The 20670-nt window shown below is 39.1% G+C and carries 17 protein-coding genes; 10 read left to right on the forward strand and 7 right to left on the reverse strand.

Translation table 11 applies throughout. From position 1 onward, the window contains the following. Window positions 1–676 precede the first annotated feature (676 nt). Entirely contained in the window at window positions 677–961 is a 285-nt protein-coding gene (locus tag NG806_RS00670) for a helix-turn-helix domain-containing protein (protein ID WP_261511535.1), read from the reverse strand. A gap of 426 nt (window positions 962–1387) precedes the next feature. Here NG806_RS00670 and NG806_RS00675 point away from each other — a divergent pair, with 426 nt between their 5' ends. The 6 genes from NG806_RS00675 (at window position 1388) to NG806_RS00700 (ending at window position 8406) form a co-directional block, all read left to right on the forward strand. After that, entirely contained in the window at window positions 1388–2572 is a 1185-nt protein-coding gene (locus NG806_RS00675; protein ID WP_261511536.1) for a helix-turn-helix domain-containing protein, read from the forward strand. Between the two features lie 362 nt (window positions 2573–2934). After that, window positions 2935–3777, forward strand: coding sequence for an RteC domain-containing protein (locus NG806_RS00680; RefSeq protein ID WP_261511537.1), 843 nt, complete (start codon window positions 2935–2937; stop codon window positions 3775–3777). A gap of 240 nt (window positions 3778–4017) precedes the next feature. Beyond that, the gene (locus tag NG806_RS00685; protein ID WP_261513150.1) at window positions 4018–4314 is read left to right on the forward strand and encodes a helix-turn-helix domain-containing protein; all 297 of its coding nucleotides are present in this window, start codon (window positions 4018–4020) and stop codon (window positions 4312–4314) included. A gap of 81 nt (window positions 4315–4395) precedes the next feature. Continuing rightward, a complete protein-coding gene (locus tag NG806_RS00690) occupies window positions 4396–4737 on the forward strand; it encodes a helix-turn-helix domain-containing protein (RefSeq protein ID WP_261511538.1) in 342 nt (113 codons plus the stop codon). A gap of 99 nt (window positions 4738–4836) precedes the next feature. Beyond that, window positions 4837–6309, forward strand: coding sequence for a DUF3945 domain-containing protein (locus NG806_RS00695; RefSeq protein ID WP_261511539.1), 1473 nt, complete (start codon window positions 4837–4839; stop codon window positions 6307–6309). 27 nt (window positions 6310–6336) lie between these two features. Next, window positions 6337–8406, forward strand: a complete 2070-nt coding sequence (locus NG806_RS00700; RefSeq protein WP_261511540.1) for a type IA DNA topoisomerase — start codon at window positions 6337–6339, stop codon at window positions 8404–8406. 68 nt (window positions 8407–8474) lie between these two features. On the opposite strand, the gene NG806_RS00705 is transcribed toward NG806_RS00700, so the two are convergent. Next, window positions 8475–8846, reverse strand: a complete 372-nt coding sequence (locus NG806_RS00705; RefSeq protein ID WP_261511541.1) for a DUF6904 family protein — start codon at window positions 8844–8846, stop codon at window positions 8475–8477. A 166-nt stretch (window positions 8847–9012) separates the two neighbouring features. Here NG806_RS00705 and NG806_RS00710 point away from each other — a divergent pair, with 166 nt between their 5' ends. Both NG806_RS00710 and NG806_RS00715 read left to right on the forward strand, forming a co-directional pair. Then, window positions 9013–9447 (forward strand): DUF1896 domain-containing protein, encoded by a 435-nt coding sequence (locus NG806_RS00710; RefSeq protein WP_261511542.1) that lies wholly within the window; start codon window positions 9013–9015, stop codon window positions 9445–9447. Beyond that, complete coding sequence (locus NG806_RS00715; protein ID WP_261511543.1) at window positions 9437–14845, forward strand: N-6 DNA methylase; 5409 nt, start codon at window positions 9437–9439, stop codon at window positions 14843–14845. Before NG806_RS00710 ends, NG806_RS00715 begins: the two co-directional genes overlap by 11 nt. Before the next feature lie 194 nt (window positions 14846–15039). Here NG806_RS00715 and NG806_RS00720 read toward each other — a convergent pair whose 3' ends face one another. Next, complete coding sequence (locus NG806_RS00720; protein ID WP_261511544.1) at window positions 15040–15402, reverse strand: hypothetical protein; 363 nt, start codon at window positions 15400–15402, stop codon at window positions 15040–15042. A 770-nt stretch (window positions 15403–16172) separates the two neighbouring features. On the opposite strand from NG806_RS00720, the gene NG806_RS00725 reads away from it, so the two are divergent. After that, the gene (locus NG806_RS00725; protein ID WP_261511545.1) at window positions 16173–16466 is read left to right on the forward strand and encodes a hypothetical protein; all 294 of its coding nucleotides are present in this window, start codon (window positions 16173–16175) and stop codon (window positions 16464–16466) included. Window positions 16467–16472: 6 nt separating this feature from the next. On the opposite strand, the gene NG806_RS00730 is transcribed toward NG806_RS00725, so the two are convergent. The 4 genes from NG806_RS00730 to NG806_RS00745 all read right to left on the reverse strand — a co-directional run bounded on the left by NG806_RS00730 (window position 16473) and on the right by NG806_RS00745 (window position 19951). Beyond that, window positions 16473–17237, reverse strand: a complete 765-nt coding sequence (locus tag NG806_RS00730) for a terpene synthase family protein (protein ID WP_261511546.1) — start codon at window positions 17235–17237, stop codon at window positions 16473–16475. 318 nt (window positions 17238–17555) lie between these two features. After that, the gene (locus NG806_RS00735) at window positions 17556–19301 is read right to left on the reverse strand and encodes an ATP-binding response regulator (RefSeq protein ID WP_261511547.1); all 1746 of its coding nucleotides are present in this window, start codon (window positions 19299–19301) and stop codon (window positions 17556–17558) included. A 107-nt stretch (window positions 19302–19408) separates the two neighbouring features. Next, a complete protein-coding gene (locus NG806_RS00740) occupies window positions 19409–19708 on the reverse strand; it encodes a hypothetical protein (RefSeq protein ID WP_261511548.1) in 300 nt (99 codons plus the stop codon). Window positions 19709–19750: 42 nt separating this feature from the next. Next, entirely contained in the window at window positions 19751–19951 is a 201-nt protein-coding gene (locus NG806_RS00745) for a hypothetical protein (RefSeq protein WP_261511549.1), read from the reverse strand. A 416-nt stretch (window positions 19952–20367) separates the two neighbouring features. Here NG806_RS00745 and NG806_RS00750 point away from each other — a divergent pair, with 416 nt between their 5' ends. Next, entirely contained in the window at window positions 20368–20601 is a 234-nt protein-coding gene (locus tag NG806_RS00750; RefSeq protein WP_261511550.1) for a helix-turn-helix domain-containing protein, read from the forward strand. The last annotated feature ends 69 nt before the right edge of the window (window positions 20602–20670 follow it).

The raw sequence follows: 20670 nt of genomic DNA on the forward strand, positions 1-20670 counted from the left end.
TCTTCGAACAGATAAAGGGAACAATCTGCCTTCAAGTTAAAATGCATATTTGAAATTATAATATACTTTTTAAGAATGCGTATAAATACTGGAGTCCTAACGTAATTATACGTATCCTCTATCTGGTTCTCAAATTATTAAAACAAATAAATTCCTTCCTGACGCATTCTATCTGCGCAGCGGAAAATCTCTTCAGACTAGAACAGTTCAAAAAACAATAATGGTAAGGTAGCTGATTTTAAATCTATTTATTATCACGATAATTTCATTTCTGAAGTATTTTCAAAAAACAATAAATCCGATAGGATTTGCTATCGGACTTAATTTTAATTATAATTATAGGTAAAAGGGATTGTCAATTTGTTTAAGTATAACTGAATACTATGTAGCTATAGGTTATGCATATACAAATTCTACTGTACTTCTATACCCTGGATGATATGATGGAGTATATATTATATAAGACATTTCTTGGATTTGCTTAAAATATTTGTGGTAGGTAGACAGGTTATTAATATGAGAAAGTGCCATAAGTTTACTTCGGCTTACGTGTATTATTTTCTTTTCATTTTGTAAGTAAGCAAGTTGTATTAATGCTTGTAGTAGGGCAAGATGCCAAACGTTTAGTCTTGAATCGTGAGTGATCGCTGCTAGAAAGTTTATCCACTCTGTCTCGCTATTGATTTCCATCTCCAAATAGTTTTAATAAATCAGTTCTATTATAGTAATATGATCCCATTATCTTTCGAAAGCGGATTTTTCCTGTTATTCGAATATTTTGCAACGTTCCAGGAGAAATATTCATAATGCTCCTTATGGATTTACTTCTTATCCATTCTTGTAGCAGCTCCTTAGGTCTATCATCAGTTTGTAGTTGCACTTTTTTGTCAATCAGCATTTCAATGTCATGCAATAGCTGCATTCCGAATTGTCTTAGATCATCCTTTGTAATTTGTTCCATATCTTATTGTATTTAGCGTAATAAAAATAGAAGTAAGAAAAAGATGGATATTATGGTTGTCCAACTTTGTCTGGGAAAGGAAGTGTATGACAAGGGAAGAGTGGCTATACGAGTCTTAGGAATTTTTAATAACGAAGAGGGTTCAGTTTTTTGTTTTGATAGAGATAATCAACCTTATTCTACAGGGAATATTTTTGTATTAATCTCCTGCCAATAAATTTTTGTTTAAAGGCTTTACCTAAGTTGTGTGTTGGTTAATAAACACAGTTTCTGTTTTTTAGATGTAATATATTATGTTAAATAAATGTCTATATAATATTGATTGTAAATCAATGTATTACTATTTTTGAATGAGTGCTCCGATAATATAACCCAGAATGGAGATTTTTCTTTACTAATGAAATAATTTAATAGGTCTGAGAGCAGATGAGTGTTGTATTTAGTGTTTTGGATATAGTTGTTATTGTGGGTGCTATACAGGGTATAGTAGGAGCTGGTGTTGTTGTGGCTTATCCTTCCAACTTGCCGGATAAGAAAATATTATCAGCTATATTAATTATCCTAGCATTGTTAAATTTCAAAATCCTAATGCCTATTTTTGATATCAATGAGCATCCTACCTTACAATATTTTCCATTGGCAATTGATACTCTGATTCCACCACTTTTTTATTTATACACCTGTTCATTGACGGAGAATAATTTTGTATTTAGACGTAATAAACTATGGCATTTTTTGCCCGTAGTTTTATTCCAATTCCACGCTGTTGTGGTATATGCCATGACTTTTATGGAGCCAGGTTTTCACACAAAATATCTTATTGCAGAAGGATTTCTGTTTCATAATACCGTTAAATGGATTGAAGATATTGCGACACTTTTTTTATCGCTTATTTATTGGTATCTAAGTTTGAGAAGAACGCAAGTCTATCGCCAGTGGCTATTTATGAGCCAGTCATCAACAAAGTATTCCGAACTGACCTGGCTCAGGAATCTTCTAATCGGGACAGGCATATTGGGTGCCGTATTGTTCTTATCTTCAATTCCGGTTACTATTCTAGGATTTACTGATTCTTCTACATATGTCAAAATTTTTTACAGCTATCTTACCATACTTATATACTTTCTCTCGATTCGGGGCTATCAAATGGAATTAACTTCTGAAATGCAGGCTGTAAGGCTGTCTCAGGAAGCGTTAGAAAAACAAGACGAATCAGCAGATTTTCCGGATATTTCTGAACCAATGATCGAACAGGAAAAGGACTATTCTGATATTCTATCAGCATTGAAAGAGTCCATGGAGAAGCATCTTCTTTTTCTGGAACCGGAATTGAGCCTTAGGGAAATGGCCAAAGCAATCGGTTATCCGATGGGACAAGTTTCTGCGGCTATTAATGCTGGCTTCGGACTGAATTTTCGAGCATGGGTGAATGGTTATCGGGTAAACGAAGTCAAAAAAAGGCTCGATGATTCCGCTTATAAGCATTTAAGTCTTACCGGTATAGCTTTCGAGTGTGGCTTTAATTCCGAAGCCAGCTTTTACCGTATTTTCAGACAGTATACGGGAAATTCTCCCAAATCATATCTACAGGAAATAAAACGAGAATATTAAAAAAAACTCTCAAAAGATGTTCTGAGTGGGGTAGAATTGGCAGATATCGTTTATTTGCTAGAAATAATCTGAAAATGAACAATGTAATTAGAGATTTTCAATCACCAAAAGTCCTCGAATAATTTTGAAAATAGGGCACTAATTCAATCAAAGATAACAGAAATGAACCAGCGTTGTTATAATTGATAAGAAAAAGAGAAATTTACAGTGACAAATATTCTTCAGACCAGATCCCCTTGGCAATAGGCTTAGAAATCGTATGCTAATAAATTCAATTATCACTGGGACGTTTAGCTCAAAATGTATCGTTAATATTAAGAAATTACCCCATAAATGTTTGCATAACCCATTAATTAAAATCCATGAAACCCACATTCAGAAACACTCTAAAAATCTTAAAGGAGGAAGAGGAGAGAATTACTTTAGCCCCTGAGCGAGTGGTAACAGAATCCCGAAAGATGATGACCTGTTTGCATGAACATCTTGAAAAGTTGAAAGAGTGTGTGCTTAAAGAGGGATTTGAGAATACTGAGGATGAAATTGAGTTTTTTAGGACCATTAAGCCGCTGATTTTTGGGAAGCTGCTTTATTACAATAAGATTTTTAAGATTGAAGCCGGCAGACCTGTTGAAGTAGGTAATATCTCTCAAAAATATTTCAAGGGAAAACTAGAAAAACTCGAAAGTTATTATATCAGGGATATTGCGGGAACTGATTTCTATAAATATTACAGGTCTGAAAGCACAGAGAAAGATGAGGAGTATTTTGTGAGAGGACACCTTGATTTGCTGCCTGGTGCAAGGAGCCGTTTTTTCGATGCTGACCATCGTTTTTCTACCTATTACGATTATGAAGCGGCACGAATCATAGAATGTGAATTATTGTACGAATATCTTCATTTACGCCTTTCTGGGCAATTTGATCAATCCGGTAATTCATTACCGGAAAATCTTGGAGATAAAAAATTTTTATGGACTGAATCTAAAAATGCGCTCATCGAGCTTATTTATGCTCTTCACGCTTCTCAGTCGGTGGGATATGGGAAATTAAGCATCCGGCAGTTGGTGACCTTATTCCAGATGGTATTTAATGTTCAGTTAGGGGATGCCAATCATGCTTTTCACCGAATGAAGTTTCGTACCGGTGATTCTTACCTGGACCGACTTAAATCAAGCCTTGACTCCTATAAGGAAAAGGATTTATAATTGGGCCTCCCAATTTTATAGCGATCTCATCATTGTCAATCAAACTGATGCCCATGTGTGCCCATTGGCATCTCGTCCTGTTTCCTTCCCAATTACTTTGCCATTCCTCTCAAACCTCTATATAAGTACAGCAGTATGATTTTTAGTGCTATTTAAAAAAAATAGCAATGCGGTGGGTAAGCCTTGGCAATCAATTTAATGAAGTGTGAGGAGCTTTGTAAGAAGCAAAACCCCATTATCATGAATATAGACAAGATGGAATTTATCGCATGGATGGAGCGGATTTCAACCCGCCTTGATATCCTGGCAGAGCAGCTAAAGTCTTCTGATAAGCGACAGCATTTAGTAGATGGTGAAGAGCTTTTGGATAACCAGGATGTGCTTCAGATCCTTAAGATTAGCAGCCGATCATTGCAGCGCTACCGTGGTTCGGGAAGACTACCTTATTACAGAATCAGTGGCAAACCATACTATAAACTCTCAGACGTACATCAGTTTATCAGGGAAGGGTTCTCCCACCCGGTACAAAAAGCCTAATTCAGGATAAATGTCCTTCAAGAAGAAAGGATTCTGGGTAGTCACTTTATTCCTATCCCTCTTAATTAATATAAAGAAACTATGAAAAGAAAAGACCTGAAAATAGAACTGCGAGCCATTGCAGGACAGCTACAGAAGATTCTTCTGATTTTGGATAAGGAAAAGGGGCAGACCATCTCCAATCAAGATGCAATAGAGTATCAAAGAAAAACTCCTGAGAACCGGAGGTATATCATAGATAATGAACAGCTTTTAAATAATCAGGATGCATGTCGTACCCTTCAAGTCAGCCGGCGTTCATTACAGCGGTACCGAAGTTCTGGAAAGCTTCGGTATTATATGCTCGGTGGACGAACCTACTATAAGCTTTCAGACGTTCATCAGTTTATGCGAGAAGGATTATCGCACCCAATAGAAGATTAGCTAAGATCGACACTATAAATGCCTTTCTCGGACAAAGGCGGACAGAACACTCTGAATGATATTTATCTCAGGCTACATTCGAATAAAAATAATGAAATAATGGAAGAAGAAATTTTAACAAAAGAGCCACTGCCCGAGACCGGACAACTTCATGAGATCTTGTTGGTGTTGGATAAAGAAGAAAAGAAAATCTCGGCAGTTACCGGAATTGATAAGGATGGGCAGCTAAAAAAGGCAGATGTAGCGAAAAAAAACCAGAGTGAGTTCATGCGTGTAGATATGCACGGGGATTTATTTACCAATTTTTTTTCAAATTTTTTTCGCCAGCTCAAAGACCCAACTCGTTTTTCATTTTTTAAAGTTCCTTTGAAATCTGCCATTGGGATGGCGAAGAAAATGCAAGATCATATTAATTCTCCTACGAAAGAGGGAGAAGGACTTATGGAAAAACATCAGGTAAAAGAAACACAAAAACATCAACAAAAAAAAGAAATTACAATGGACACAACAGAGGTAACACCGCAAACCAATACAGTAGCACCAGCAGAAAAAGCAGTTTCACAGGAATACCGCTTTAAGCCCGAACAGATCGACTGGGAAACAATATCTAACCTGGGCCTAAGTAAAGAGAAGCTGGAAGAGAAGAATCTTTTGGAACCGCTACTTAAAGGTTATAAAACTAATGTAGTAGTTCCTGTGAATGTTAACCTGGGTTCCTGTATCCTAAGCGGTGAAGGGAGGCTGTCCCTTCAGGAGAGGGGCGGAAAAGTAGTGATGGCCATTCATGGCATCCGAAAAGAGCCCAACCTTAATTCTCATTTTTTTGGTCATCAATTTACTGACGAGGATAAGTCTAACCTACGGATGACCGGGAATATGGGACGTATTGTTGATCTGACGAACCCCAAAACGGGTGAACCTATTCCGTCTTTAATTAGTGTTGATCGATTGACCAATGAACTTGTGGCATATCGTTCTGATTGGATCAAAATCCCAAATGAAATTAAAGGGATCATCTTAAGTGAAGACCAAAAGAAGACCTTACAAGAAGGCAAGCCCCTCTTTATTGAAGGGATGACTTCCAGTAAAGGAGAAAAATTCGATGCTAATGTTCAGTTTAATGCTGACAAACGTTATGTAGAATTTCTTTTTGATAGAAATAATAGTAACCACTTGTCACAAGGCCAAAATGGAATAAAGGAGGCTTCAAGAGTCTTTAGGGGTAAGGAACTTGATGACAAACAATTCCAAAAGTTTCAAGAAGGGAAGACAGTGTATGTGACTGGGCTTATTGATAAGAAAGGGGAAGAATATAAAGGGTATATCACCTTTAATAAGGAGAATGGAAAAACCATGTTTTCCTTTAAAGATCCTAATGCGCTGAAAGATAAAGTGAAACCTTCTCAGGCTCATGCCACACAGGTAGCTGTTAATTCTGGTGGTAAGACTAATGAGGCTACCAACAAGATTCAGGAGCCGTTGAAGCCAGGTCAGCAAACTCCTAAAAATGCCAAGCAGCAAGAGGATCAAAAACCTGAGACTACAATTAAATCTAATGGGAGAAAATTATAGTTGTGAATAATTCATCAAAGAGATATTATGAAAGCAATAATTGCAGAGAAACCGAGTGTAGCCAGGGAGATTGCTTCTCTTTTAGGGGCTGCCGAAAAGAATGACGGTTACTTCGAAGGGGGTGGTTACAAGGTTACTTGGGCTTTGGGTCACCTGGTGGCTCTGGGAATGCCAGAAGATTATGGTATTACAGGTTTCAGGCAGGAGTCTTTACCGATCCTGCCTGATCCATTTGTACTGACAGTAAGGAAAGTGAGAAAAAACAAGGCTTATGAGCCGGATAAGGGAGCTTTAAAGCAGTTAATGGTTATTGATAAAGTAGTTAAAAGCTGTGACAGTATTATTGTAGCAACAGATGCAGGAAGAGAAGGCGAGCTTATATTCCGTTTTATTTATCAATATCTGCAATGTACAAAACCCTTTGAACGACTCTGGATAAGTTCCCTTACGGAAAAGTCAATAAGGTCGGGTTTTGAGAATCTTAGGCCAGGAGGTGATTTTGATGGTCTTTATCAGGCGGGGAGAGCACGGAGTCACGCAGACTGGCTGGTGGGGATTAACGCTTCTCAGGCGTTGACCATCACCGCCAACAGTGGAATATATTCTTTGGGACGAGTACAAACACCAACCTTGGCATTGATCTGTAAGCGGTATAGGGAAAACAAAAACTTTGTTGTCCAGAAATACTGGCAGGTTCAGCTTTGGCATCGCAAGGAGTTTACGGATTTTAGCAGTCTCTCGGTCTCCAGGTGGGACAACATGCAAAAGGCGGAAGATGTGCAGAAAGCCGTTATACGGATAGGCATAGCAACGGTGAGCACAGTGGAGCATAAAACAGTTACTGAACAACCGCCGCTACTTTTTGATCTTACAGGGCTACAGAAGGAGGCAAACAAAAGCCTGGGATTTTCTGCTGAAGAAACCCTAAATATAGCCCAAAGCTTGTATGAGAATAAATTCATTACCTATCCGCGCACAGGTAGTAGGTATATTTCTGAAGATCTGTGGCCTGAGATTCCAGCTCTTGCCAGAGCCTTGGATGAAAAACCGTCCTTAAAGGAAGCTTGTAAAAAGATTACTTGGGGCCGCTTCAATAAACGTATTGTTAATGATGTAAAAGTAACTGACCATCATGGGCTACTGGTGACTGAGAAAGTTCCTACGGTGCTACCGGCAAAGGAGAATGCTATTTATGATATGATTGCGTTACGTCTGTTAGAGGTTGTTGGACAAGCCTGTGAGAAGAAAATCACAGATGTCACTTTACAGGCGCTACACTATGATTTTACGTTGAAAGGATGCCAAATACTGGATATAGGCTGGCGTGGTATTAAAGGAAGTTTTATAGATGAAGAAAATGGTACTGCTCAAGAGCTCCCGGAACTACATGTGGGTGATGAGTTGAAGATTGGACGTGCTGGCGTGCTGGAAAAGAAAACTAAGCCGCCGTTGCTTTATACTGAGGCAAGTTTATTATCTGCTATGGAAAATGCGGGGAAGGAAATTGAAAATGATGATGAGCGTAAGGTTTTACAGGGCATTGGTATCGGAACACCTGCTACCAGGGCAGCTATTATTGAGGCACTCTTCAGTCGGGAATATATTATTCGTGAAAAGAAATCACTGATCCCGACAGATAAAGGATTGCAGGTTTATAATTGGGTAAAAGACAAAAAGATTGCTGATGCTTCAATGACGGCTGAATGGGAACTTGCTTTGGCAAAGATCGAAAATAAGGAAGGCGATGCCCAGACCTTTGAAAAAGAAATGGAGACTTATGCGGGGTCAATTACCAGGGAACTGCTGGCTTTATCCGATTCCATAGAAAAACTACCTGCACTGGTCTGTCCGAAGTGCAAGAAACAGCATCTGCTTATTCGGGACAAGATTGTAAAATGCCCTGATGAATCCTGTAACTGGTTTCAGTTCCGAAATGTATGTGGAGTAGTATTAACTAATACAGATATAGATAGTCTCACTACGAAAGGGAAAACGGGGCTGATTAAAGGCATGAAAAGCAAGTCAGGAAAGAAATTTGATGCTTACATCGTCTTAAATGAAAAAGGAGAATCTTCATTTGAATTTAAGTCTGTATAAAGTGCTTCAAAAGATACAGAAACTAGGAATCTATTTTTACTCCCCTTAATGGGGAGTTTTTATTTTCCTTACCATACAACACTTTCGTAATCAAAATCACCATCACTAAGTTCCAGGTCAGATATTTCGCAATGCAGCCTTTTAGCTTCATTTTCTAAAAACATCTTGTAGGTTTTATATTCCTCAGTAGAGTATACTCCTCGTCGTAGTAAGTCTGGAAGTTTTCTAAATGCATTAACCCCTCCTTTTAATGTGAAAAAGTCGTAGTTAATGCTTCTCATATATTGATATATATAAGGATTTCCACCATGAAGACCATCTTCAATATACCCGGCGACTTCTTTAGCACCTTTGCTATCAAACTTCATCATGGCATCCTGTAGCCAAAATTCAAAGAGTAAAATTTGGGAGACATCCAATGTAGGGATTATATGCATCATGGTGTTTTAACGAATCATTTTTCGTACCTCCAAAAATACGAATTTCTCTTGCAATTCAGGTTTTAAAATTGCCTATGGCAGCCAATAGTGGACATGGGAGGCCATCTCCAAGATTCACTGACTTTCCATGATACTTTTGACTTTGATTTAAATTAAAGAAAAGAGTATGAGTATAGAAGCAAAAGACCTTTCTTATTTCACATTAAGGTTATTGGAATTGCTAGTGAGCAGTTTCCCTGAAAAGGTGGGTGATACCGCATTTGTGGAGGAGCGCTCCACAAATTGCGCAAATGTTTATGAACAGGCATTTAAGGCAGGGAATTCCCACGATGCAAGTTTACGTATGGCTGAAAAAGTCCTTTTTGAGGGGCTGCATTTTTCAAGATACGATACCGTGTTTAAAGTGGTATGTAATGAGTTTGACAGGTTGATGGCGGATGAAGAGTTACAGCCTTTTGCCATGAAGATGCTTCCGGTATGTGAAGAAGTATTTAAAGGTTATATCCTGACTGATGATTTTCAGGATCATCAGGATTACGAATTGCTCTATACGGAGCTGACAGGAACTATTCAACTCTGGATTGAAGATCATGGCCTTTAGTAAGCGTGAGCATCTTAGGCAGAATACAGAGGCAGTGCGTACGATGTTTCGATTAGAGAAAGAAAAGCGTCATGCTACCGAGGCTGAAAGAAATATGCTTATGCTGTATAGTGGTTTCGGCGGACTTAAATTTGTTCTTAACCCTGCTGACCATCCTAACGATATAAAGCACTGGAAAGATTATGAACATGGCCTCTTTGCTTCTACACAGGAATTGTTTAAGCTTCTTCGGGAAAATGCCGGTGATGAGAAGGAATATCGTCAATTTCTTGATAGCCTTCGTACTTCAGTACTCACCTCATTTTATACCCCTCCAGAAATAGTCAATGTTCTTTCTGAGGTATTTAAAGAGCATGGAGTAGACATTCGGAGGTTTCTTGAACCCTCAGCAGGAATAGGTGCTTTCCTCCTTCCTTTTTCGGGAAAAGAGGTGTTACATACTACCGCTTACGAAAAGGATATTTTAACAGGGAAGATCCTTACACAGCTATATCCACATCAGGATATTCATATCAGTGGTTTTGAAGAATTTCCCAAAGAAGACTTAAATAGTTATGATGTTGTGACAGGTAACATTCCATTCGGAACAAGTGCCGTTTTTGATCTCAGTTATTCACGCGGTAACGATGCTGCTCGTATGCAGGCGTCGCGTGGTATCCATAATTATTTTTTCCTGAAGGGGACTGATGCCCTCCGTGACGGGGGGATACTAGCCTTTATCACAAGTCGTGGGGTGTTGGACAGTCCAGGCAATCATGCTATACGTGAGGCGCTGATGAAAGAACACCAGTTGCTATCGGTAGTACGTTTCCCCAACAACCTTTTTTCAGACTACGCAGGAACCGATGTAGGTAGTGACCTGGTAGTCCTACAGAAAAATAGTAACAAACAGGGGCTTTCAGAATTGGAGAAATATTTCTGCGAGACATTACCTACTGAGCAAAATGATCATATCAATGCTTTCATCCGATATGCTAATCCAGTTGTAAGTAATAAAACCATTGCATCTACTGACGGATATGGAAAGCCAACAACTTTGCTTTTACATAGTGGCGGTATAGCCGCTATTGCTCATGAAACTAAGAATATACTAACAACCGATTTTAAAAATCGTTTTGATCTTAAACTCTATAACAAGTTCTTTCAGGAAGTTGCTTTGCCATCCATTAATAGACCATCGTTGGTGGCATTGGATGACGAGAGAAAACAGTTCGTAGCCACCACTTCTCCGGCAGCTCCTAAAGAAAAGAAAGAGCTTACAGCTCCCAAAATGGAAGCCCACTCTTCGCAGGTAGAGGTGCAGTTAAGTTTATTTAGCCTTTTTGATCATAATGCAAACGCTGCAATAGCAGCATCTCCATCAAAGAAAAAAACTAGTATTTCCAAAGGGAAAACACATCCTCGTCGGCAGCCTGGGCTTTTTGATTCCTTGCCAGTAAATGCAGCTGATAAAAAAATGACTCCACCTGCACCAATCTCCAAGATGAGCGAGAAAAATGGCGTTATTGGAGATCTATTTTCCTCATTGGAAGATCAGGTAGAAACTACAATCACTAATCCGGATGCACCCGTTTCTTACTCAGGGCAGTGGAAGAACTTTTATAGGGATGATTGTCTGGTAGGATATCAAGGAACTGTGGGGTATCTCCAAAAAATGGATAGACACAGAAAAACAGCAACGTTTCATCCATTGAGTTTACCCTCTAGTCAAAAGGAAAGAGCTAAAGCCTATATCGCTCTCCGGGATGCCTATCAGGATCTTTATCAGAAAGAGGCAGAACTACACACTGAACACAAGGAAGAAAGAAGAAATCTTAATAGCCTGTATGATGCCTATATCAAGAAATATGGAAAGCTGAATGAAGCAGAAAACATTAAGTTGATCAAAACGGACAGTTCCGGTAAGGAAATACCTTATTTAGAGCGTGTGGTAGGAGGTGTGATTCATAAGGCTGATATCTTTAACCATCCGGTCAGTTTTTCTACATCTTTGACCGTTGTAGAAACTCCTGAAGAGGCATTAATAGCATCCCTGAATATCTTTGGAGGTGTCGATTTGGGGTATATGGAACAGATCAGTGGGATTACCAAAGAAGAGCTAAAGACGGCTCTCCATGGTCGTATATATTATAACCCTATTGAAAGACAATATGAGATCTCCGAAAAATGGATTTCGGGAGATGTCGTAACCAAGGCTAAAGAAATTAGTTCCTACCTTCTCAAATATCCAGAGGACAACGAGGCTACCCTTAGCCTGAAGGTACTGGAAAGTGTGAGGCCGGAGCGGATTGAGTTTGAGGAGCTTGATTTTAATCTAGGGGAAAGGTGGATAGCCCCGGAGATCTACAGTCGTTTTGCTTCTTCTCTGTTTAACACAGGGGTGAACATCGGATACATGGAAAGTACTGATGATTTTTCCATCCATTGTCCATCCAAGAATATTCATATCACGGAAAAGTACGCCATTAAGTCTGAAAGCCGCACGTATGATGGTATTGCGCTATTAAAATATGCACTTGTGAACACAACCCCAGATATCACTAAGAAAGTGATGATAGGGGATCAGGAGGTAACGGTAAGGGATATTCAGGCGGTTCAGATGGCTAATACTAAGATTGATGAGATCCGTGGAGCTTTTACCGACTGGTTATATGCGCAGGATCATGAATTTAAAAATCGGTTAACTGATCAATACAACGATAACTTTAACTGCTTTGTCCGTCCGCAGTATGACGGTTCTCATCAGGCATTCCCTGGCCTTGACCGCAAAGCTTTGGGTATGGAGGACTTATATCCCAGCCAGAAAGATGCTGTATGGATGATTAAACTTAATGGCGGAGCCATTTGTGATCATGAGGTGGGCGCAGGTAAGACCTTGATCATGTGTACTGCAGCACAGGAAATGAAGCGTTTGGGACTCGCTTATAAACCCATGATCATTGGATTAAAGGCTAATGTTCATGAAATAGCAGAAACCTATCGGAAGGCTTATCCCCATGCCAAAATACTATATCCTGGCAAAGATGATTTTACTCCTGGAAAACGCCAGCGCATCTTTGGTGATATTAAAAACAATGACTGGGACTGTGTTATTCTTACCCATGATCAGTTTGGTATGATCCCTCAGTCTCCTGAACTGCAACAAGAAATTCTGCAAGCGGAGCTTGAAAGTGTTGAAGAGAATTTGAGGGTTCTGGAGTCTCAGGGGAAAAATGTCTCCCGTGCCATGTTGAAAGGAGTACAGTTACGCAGACAAAATTTAGAAGTTAAGCTCAAAACACTAAAACATGACATTGAAACCCGCAAGGACGATATTGTAGACTTTAAGATGATGGGTATCGACCATTTGTTTGTTGATGAAAGCCATAAGTTCAAAAATCTCATGTTCAATACGCGGCATGACAGGGTTGCCGGATTGGGAAATATGGCTGGGAGTCAGAAGGCGATGAACCTGCTTTTTGCCCTCCGCACGATCCAGGAGCGTTCGGGTAAAGATTTGGGTGCTACTTTCCTTTCAGGAACGACGATCAGTAATTCATTAACAGAGTTGTACCTGCTTTTTAAATACCTACGTCCTAAAGCTATGGAAAAGCAGGGTATTACTTGCTTTGATGCTTGGGCGGCCATATTTGCCCGTAAGACTGTAGATTATGAATTTTCGGTTGCCAATAACATTGTATCAAAGGAACGATTTCGTTTTTTCATTAAGGTACCTGAACTTGCGCAGTTTTATGCAGAAATAACCGATTACCGTACCGCCAAAGATATTGGTATTGACCGCCCTGAGAAAAACGAAATTCTGTACCACATTCCACCGACTCCTGATCAGGAGGTTTTCATTAAAAAGTTGATGGAATTTGCCAAGAGTGGAAATGCAGAAGTATTGGGAAGGCCCAAACTTTCTCAGAGTGAAGAAAAAGCGAAGATGCTGATTGCTACTGACTATGCCCGGAAGATGTCTCTCGACATGAGGCTAATCAGTCCGAAATATAAAGACCATCCTGGCAATAAAGCTTCCCTTTGCGCTGCTAATATTGCATCGTATCACAAGAAATTTAACACACAGAAAGGAACACAGTTTGTTTTTTCGGATCTTGGAACTTATAAGCCTGGTGAATGGAACATATATACTGAGATTAAGCGCAAGCTTGTCACTGACCACGGGATACCAGCGCATGAAATACGTTTTATACAGGAGGCCAAAACAGAAAAGCAGCGTAAAGAACTTATCCGGGATGTCAATGAAGGTAAAATACGGGTATTATTCGGGTCTACAGAGATGCTTGGCACAGGAGTTAACGCTCAAAAGAGGGCTATTGCTATTCACCATCTGGATATTCCGTGGCGCCCTAGTGATTTAGCTCAGCGAGATGGTAGGGCAGTGAGAAAAGGCAATGAAATTGCCAAATTTTTTGCTGGCAATAAAGTGGATGTATTCATTTATGCCGTTGAGAAATCGCTAGATAGTTTCAAATTCAATACCCTGTACAACAAGCAGGTGTTTATTGATCAGCTTAAGAGAAACAGTTTGGGAAAACGGACCATTGATGAAGGGGGAATGGATGAAAGTACAGGAATGAATTATTCTGAATACGTTGCTATATTGTCGGGTAATACCGATTTACTTGAAAAAGCCAAACTTGAAAAACAGATCGCAGGACTGGAAAGCGAGCGCCAAGCATTCAGCCGTTCGAAGAGCAGCTCCAGATTTAAGCTCGAAGATACCAAGGCCGAATTGAAATCCCACAGATCTCTTTTGCAGCGGATGAATATCGATTGGGATCACCTCCAAGGAAGGATTAGAAAAAATGCTGATGGTACGGTAATCAATCCTATCCGACTTATAGGTCTTGCAGAAAATGCTAATGTAAAAGAGGTAGGTGCCAGGTTAAATATGTTATCTGAGAAATTCGCTGCCGAAGGGAATTATCAGGAAATTGGTTCACTATATGGTTTTTCCCTTTTGGTGAAAACAGAGGTTATGAAAAAAGAAGGTGAGGCCGTAAAATATAACCGCTTTTTTGTACAAGGCGAAGGCGGAATTAAATACAGCTATAATAATGGGATGATGGCTACAGATGCGAAGACCGCATCACTTAATTTTTTAAACGCCCTTGAGAAAATCCCTGGCTTCATAGAACAGGAGCATATAAAAATTACAGAATTGGAAAAGGACTTGCCGGTACTTGAAGAAGTAGTTGGAGGTAGTTGGCCCAAAGAAAAACACTTATCAGCTCTCAAAACCCAGCTGGCTTCTGTGGAGAGAACCATAATGTTGTCAATTGAAAAACCAGAGATTCATACAGGGCAGGTAACTGTGGCCGAGGAGCCCATTGCTTCTGAAGCAAACACCTTCACCCACTTGAAAGGTGTCCACATCCCAAGAGGGCTCCTTTGACTTTGTTATATGCTATTTTAGTATTAAATAGTTGAATACACAAATTTTTATCTTCGATTGATAGCTAAATGTATCTCCTATTATAAAATAGGTGAAATATGAACCTTAGGTAATTTGCATAATATTTATAACATCGTAAGATTTGGTTCTGTTGAATGAAACTGGTATCATGATAATTATTTATTGTTAAAGTTTTACCGACGTTTTTTAGTGCTCTTATCCACTTTTGCAGATGCCATGAACAGCTCAAAATTCCTATCAAATTGCTTTTTCTTTTTGGTGAGTATCTCAATGATCTTTTCTTTTTCAGCATTAGAAACTGTTTCGGCGGGTGATTTTCTTTTTCTTTGATATTTTGAGATAGGCCAGTCGCATTCCAAAGCGATTTCATTCATAACCGGATTGTGTAGCTTTTCAATAAGTGCATAGTAACCGAAAATGATATTGCTCGATTTCATTTCACTTCCCTGTCTACGTACATCATCATAAAATAGTTCCTCATCACAAAATAGTTCCTCATCGCTGATAATCTTTGTGGCGTGTGTTGTTTGTCTCATTCTTTGCATAATTTTCAGTGATTTATATTTGCAGTTTATTGTGCAGCCGTTTTTAGCGAGCCACAGGTAATACCTCGCAGATCCATTGGAGCAAAACTTCTACAAATAGATTGAGATATGCCCGCTCAGTTGACGTTGCTCGCAGGTAGAAAGGGCATGTCTTTCTATACTCATTTATCTGCTGCAAATGTTGGCAGATATCTGTCGCATTATACGAAGTGAAAATATCTAGACGGATTTTCCACGTAGGATCATAATGCAATTGTAACAGGTCAGCTGCAATTGGGGCAATAGTTAGAAACTGACTGCGGTATTGTGAATTGCGATGTAATATGAATTCGCGGGTGCTGGTGTAATAACAAAGAAACAGTCTGTAGTTCTCTATTGCTTCGTCATGGGAAAAACAGTCTGATAATGATAGCTTTTCCGGGTTGCCACTACCAGTTATATAATTATCCATGCTATGGGATTTAACTTAATTATTGGTAACTGAAATATGAAGGAAATAAGCTTGCCTTAATTGAATAAGGGCATATCTAAATTGCAGCTAGATAAGAATAATAGTTGTTTTGGTTGAAAACAGGAGTACTCATAACTAGCTTACAGTAAGTTAACTACGAGAATCAAATATAGTCCTTTTAAATAAAAAGATGAAATATTGAACTAAAAATATTAATTAGTGAACTATAAAATATACAATGTCATATATTAAATAGCAGCAGTCAATTATTAGAGCATATTAGTGATAGATAATATTTCACTAATCAGCAATGACAACTCATAAAATCCAGAATAAAGAGGTGTATGCTACCGTAAAAGTATTAATTGACGCGGGGCATGCTACAACCTTCAGCTCTATTTTCCCGACTGTGAAGAAAACGAATTTTGCAAAAGATATGGGGATGAACTACCAAACTTTACTTTACCGGATTAAACATCTAGGTTCTTTTACTGTAGAGGAAATCAACGCTGCTGCTTATCTGATAGGAGTGGATAAGCGGGTTATATTTGGTATGCTTGCAACAGAGATAGAAAATAAGCGCCAAAAGCCGCCCCATAAGTAGATATGATTATTTTACATGTGCAAACTGGTAGCGGGTTGTTTCATTTTCTGACCAATCCATATTTCCGCGGATAATATATTTCAGCCCATTTATATAGTTGGAAAGTAAAGGGGAATTTCCTGCAACTGCATCTGCCTTAATCTGAAAACGTTTCATGTCCTGGTCATGAATACCGACTGTCTTATTGATTGCCTCATCCAAAGACAGCTTGTATACCTGTTGAATAATCAAGACGAGGTTATAGGTATCTCCCTGTTCGATTTCTTTGGTGAGGCTATAGAGATCATTTGCCCAGCAAACAATATTTTCAGCCAAGGTTGTAAGTTCAGCAACCTGCATTGTCAGGCGGCCCCAATTGCTGGTAATATCCAAAACGGCAGGTATGGAAGCAGTAGCGATATTAGCAGCTCCTAAAAAACGGCGGTGCATTTTATATTCTTCTAAGGTCGGTTTGTAACCGTTTTTAACATTCTCCATCTGCCAGAGCGCGGAATGAAAGGTTTGGCAAAGTGCTGTTGCAAACTGCCACTGCCATAGGTCCGAAGTTATGACAGTAACCCTGCTCCAGAAATCTGCTAAGGCGCATAGAAAAGGGTGAGTATACTTCTGAGGCAATGGGTTAAACAAAACGGACATAAAAGCTGAAATAAAAGGACGTAGTTGTAGTTTATCCTTTCCTGAATCCTTTGAAACTGGATCTATTTGATCATCAAGTAAAAAAAGAAGACTATTAATATCTGTAAGGGCAAAAAGCAATGGTTGCGGCGCCATGGGAAACATTCTTGCGACCATGTAAGCAAAACCTTGAGCCCTGTAATTTTTATAAGCAGTGTTATCTGGTAGTAAGTTAAATTGGCGTAACCATGCGTCTGTATGGTCTTCCGCCAAATGGACAAGCGGGTTAATCGTTCCATTGTAAGGACAATAGATACGGGGAAGGGTGACAAGCATTTTTTTCGGATCGTTGTGAGTAAAATATGACCAACCTGAACTGGCTTGATAAAAATACCAATAGCGGCTGCAAACAAGTCGCAGCCGCTTTATTTATGGATTTTTCTGTTAGCAATGTTTTATCTAGCCTTGTTTTTATTACTCATTGGTAGAGGTAACCTGGAAACAGTTATGCACCAGTGTTCTTAATTCCTTTAGAATAACTGGCTTTAGAAGATAATCACAAGCACCGGCAGCTATTGCATCGTCTCGGGTTATATTCTTATCGGCAGTTACCATGATCACGGGAATTAGGTCGAAATGGCTTTTTTGCAGTGCACGGAGGGCCTCAATGCCGCTAATATCCGGTAATGTATTGTCCAAAACAATCAGATCTGCTGCCTGTTTATCCAATTCCTTAAAACCGTCTATTCCAGTTTCTGCAAGACGCACGATGGCACCGTTACTTTCCAAAAATTTTTTCAAGTAAGTGGCTTGCATCAGATCATCGTCAATAATGAGTATTTGTTTCCCCAAAAGATCAGGCTGCTTTAGGGAATGCCCATCTGCCTGGGATTCTGGGATGGAAGTAGCTGTTATTAATGGGAATTGAGTAACGAAGTTGCTACCATGTCCAGAGCGGGTAAAGACCTCTATCTTTCCTTTCAAAAGGCCAATGGTTTCACTTACGAAATAAAGCCCGAGGCCCGTTCCTTCTGCACTGTCAGTACTGCTGGAATGAAATATTTTAAAGGCTTCATCCAATTCTATTTTAGGTATACCTTTGCCTTGATCGGCAATACTGATGTTCCAAAATGTTTCATTACTATCTACTGTAATTGTTACTGTAGTGTTTTTACGGGTAAATTTAATGGCGTTGTACAGTAGGTTATTGACAATCCGTGTCAATTTTTCATGATCTCCTTCAATGTGACTGGGAACACGTGGCCGAACTATTGTTTTTATAGTGACCTGCTTATGGGAAGCTATGTATTGGAAGATGTCCATAATGTCTTTTATCCAGTTGCGAACACAGATCGTACTCATTGTGACCGGATAGCCACCCACTTCCAATTTAGAAACATCTAAAGCACTGTTGATAATATTAAGTGTTTGATAGCAGCCTGCATTGAGTGTGTGGATATCATCTTCGATTTGTTTAAAATTATCAAACTTGGGTAATTTATCAAGTAACTGCTGGGCAATTGAAAAGATAGCATTAAATGGCCCTCTGATTTCATGAGTTATTTGCTGTACATATTTGACTTTTGATGCTACTAATTGTTGCAGCTGGTCAGTAAGCTGTTCCAATTTTTCATTGGCGTGTGCAAGGGATTCATTAGCTTTTCGCTTGTCTTCTTCATTAAACCAGACCACAACCATTACCAAAAACAAAATAACGGATAGGCTTAACCAGCGCGTAATACGCTCATCATGGAGACTAAGGGATATTGGTTCGAAAATGGGATACTGGTAATTGTATTCGAGAATAAACAAGGTTACGCAGGTCACAATGAAGCAGGTAATCTTTACATGTTTGTCGGAAAATAAAAGAAGTGGTATGATCCCTAAGAAAACGATCATTAACTTTACGTCTACATGTTTTCCGAACAGCAGGCCGAAATATAGTACAGTTGCATTTTGGAAGATGTGAATGGCAATACGTGCCACACCATACTTCCTATAATGGTTCATGACAATAATGCTGGAAAACATACCCACCTCGGTATAAGCCGCAATACCAATAGCAGCCTTCCCAGTGAGTATAAAAAGAAATGTCCCTGCTGAAACCGCAAGCAAGGAGGTAATAATGGAAATGGTGTTGACAATTAAAATAATCCTTTTTTGTGCTTCACTTACACCAGATGTACCAATATGACGGATGGATTCGAGGGAATAGCTCATGGAAAAGGGTTTAATCAAAATAAAATTTTTCCTAATACCAAAGTGTAAATTCTTTGTAAACGATTTTGGTAATAACCATTGCTAAGTATTGGTAGTTGACATAGTGATTAGTTTACATTTACGTTTACCCTTGCGTTTTCACCATAAAGAAGCAAGTGAGAAATACAGTTTGCCAGCTCTTGCTTAGAGCCAATATATTTAATATCTGTAACTATAGATTGGTTCATTTGCCTACCATCGGGAACAAAAAGAAGCATTATTTTATATAAATAGCTTTGCTTGTCAGCTGTAGTGTGCATGAGTGCGAATGCGATGGGGCAATGCACCGAAAGGTAGCGGAAATGCACAATACCGGAAGTTTCGGGATGGGTGTCAACCTGTATGATATAAAAAGATGTTAGAGCCATTACTGTAATTTTGGGAGGCGTGGTTTAGAAAACAAAAATGGGTTATACAGCAAGTAAAAAGAGGCGGATTTGGTTTTGTAGGGCTGAAAGAATATCTGTTTCAGCATGTTCCCACGACAAATTACTGTGTACTAAAAGAATGGAAAGTAAAATAGAAAAAATGGCGCTAAGTCCCAGAAGAATAATAAGAGTAAGCACCAAATAACGGTAATAACGTACTTCGTCTGATAAGAGTTTACTCATACCATGAATGTTTATGGGTATTGATACCCTACGATGAATATTGCTTTGGCGTATATAAAAATGACGCGGACACTCACTTGCCTAACGTTTTGTCTGATTACCTTGGACGGGAGACAGACTAACATTAACAAGCGAGTGCCCGCGCCAATGAGCTGCGAGCATCGCTTTCCCGACTACCTGCTCTCCCGTCCAAGGTAATGCAAGTATGGAATCTTTCGCACACGTCAAGTTTAAATATGATCTAATCCTTGAAAATTGCGATAAATAGCAATTGATTATCAAATTACTATAACCTGAACTTTCGATACTGTTCTAAAAATCCGTTCTATAAGCCGAAAATAAATAAAAAACGCAAATTTACCAAAGGTGAGAAATCAAATGCCAGAAATTGACAGGATTTTGCGAAAATGGATCGTTTGGACGATAAAATTGTATTATATGAGATAGGTGCCAACATCAGGAAAAAGAGAATTGAACTCGGTTGGACACAGACTGATTTAGGCATTGCAGCCGGTGGTATGGGCGTTGGCAGAATAAGCGAAATTGAAAGAGGTTTACGTGACCTTCATACTGTAACACTGGTAACATTGATCTGGGCCCTTGGAGCGGAGCCTGGTGAGATCATCCCCTATACTAAAAAAGATAAATAAAAAACAAGGAAGAATCCCGGTTCTATTTTAAATTTTAATATCTATTAAAAAAACGAAATGCAATACTAG

The sequence above is a fragment of the Chryseobacterium paludis genome (genome assembly GCF_025403485.1).
In the GTDB taxonomy this organism is placed as follows: domain Bacteria; phylum Bacteroidota; class Bacteroidia; order Flavobacteriales; family Weeksellaceae; genus Chryseobacterium; species Chryseobacterium paludis.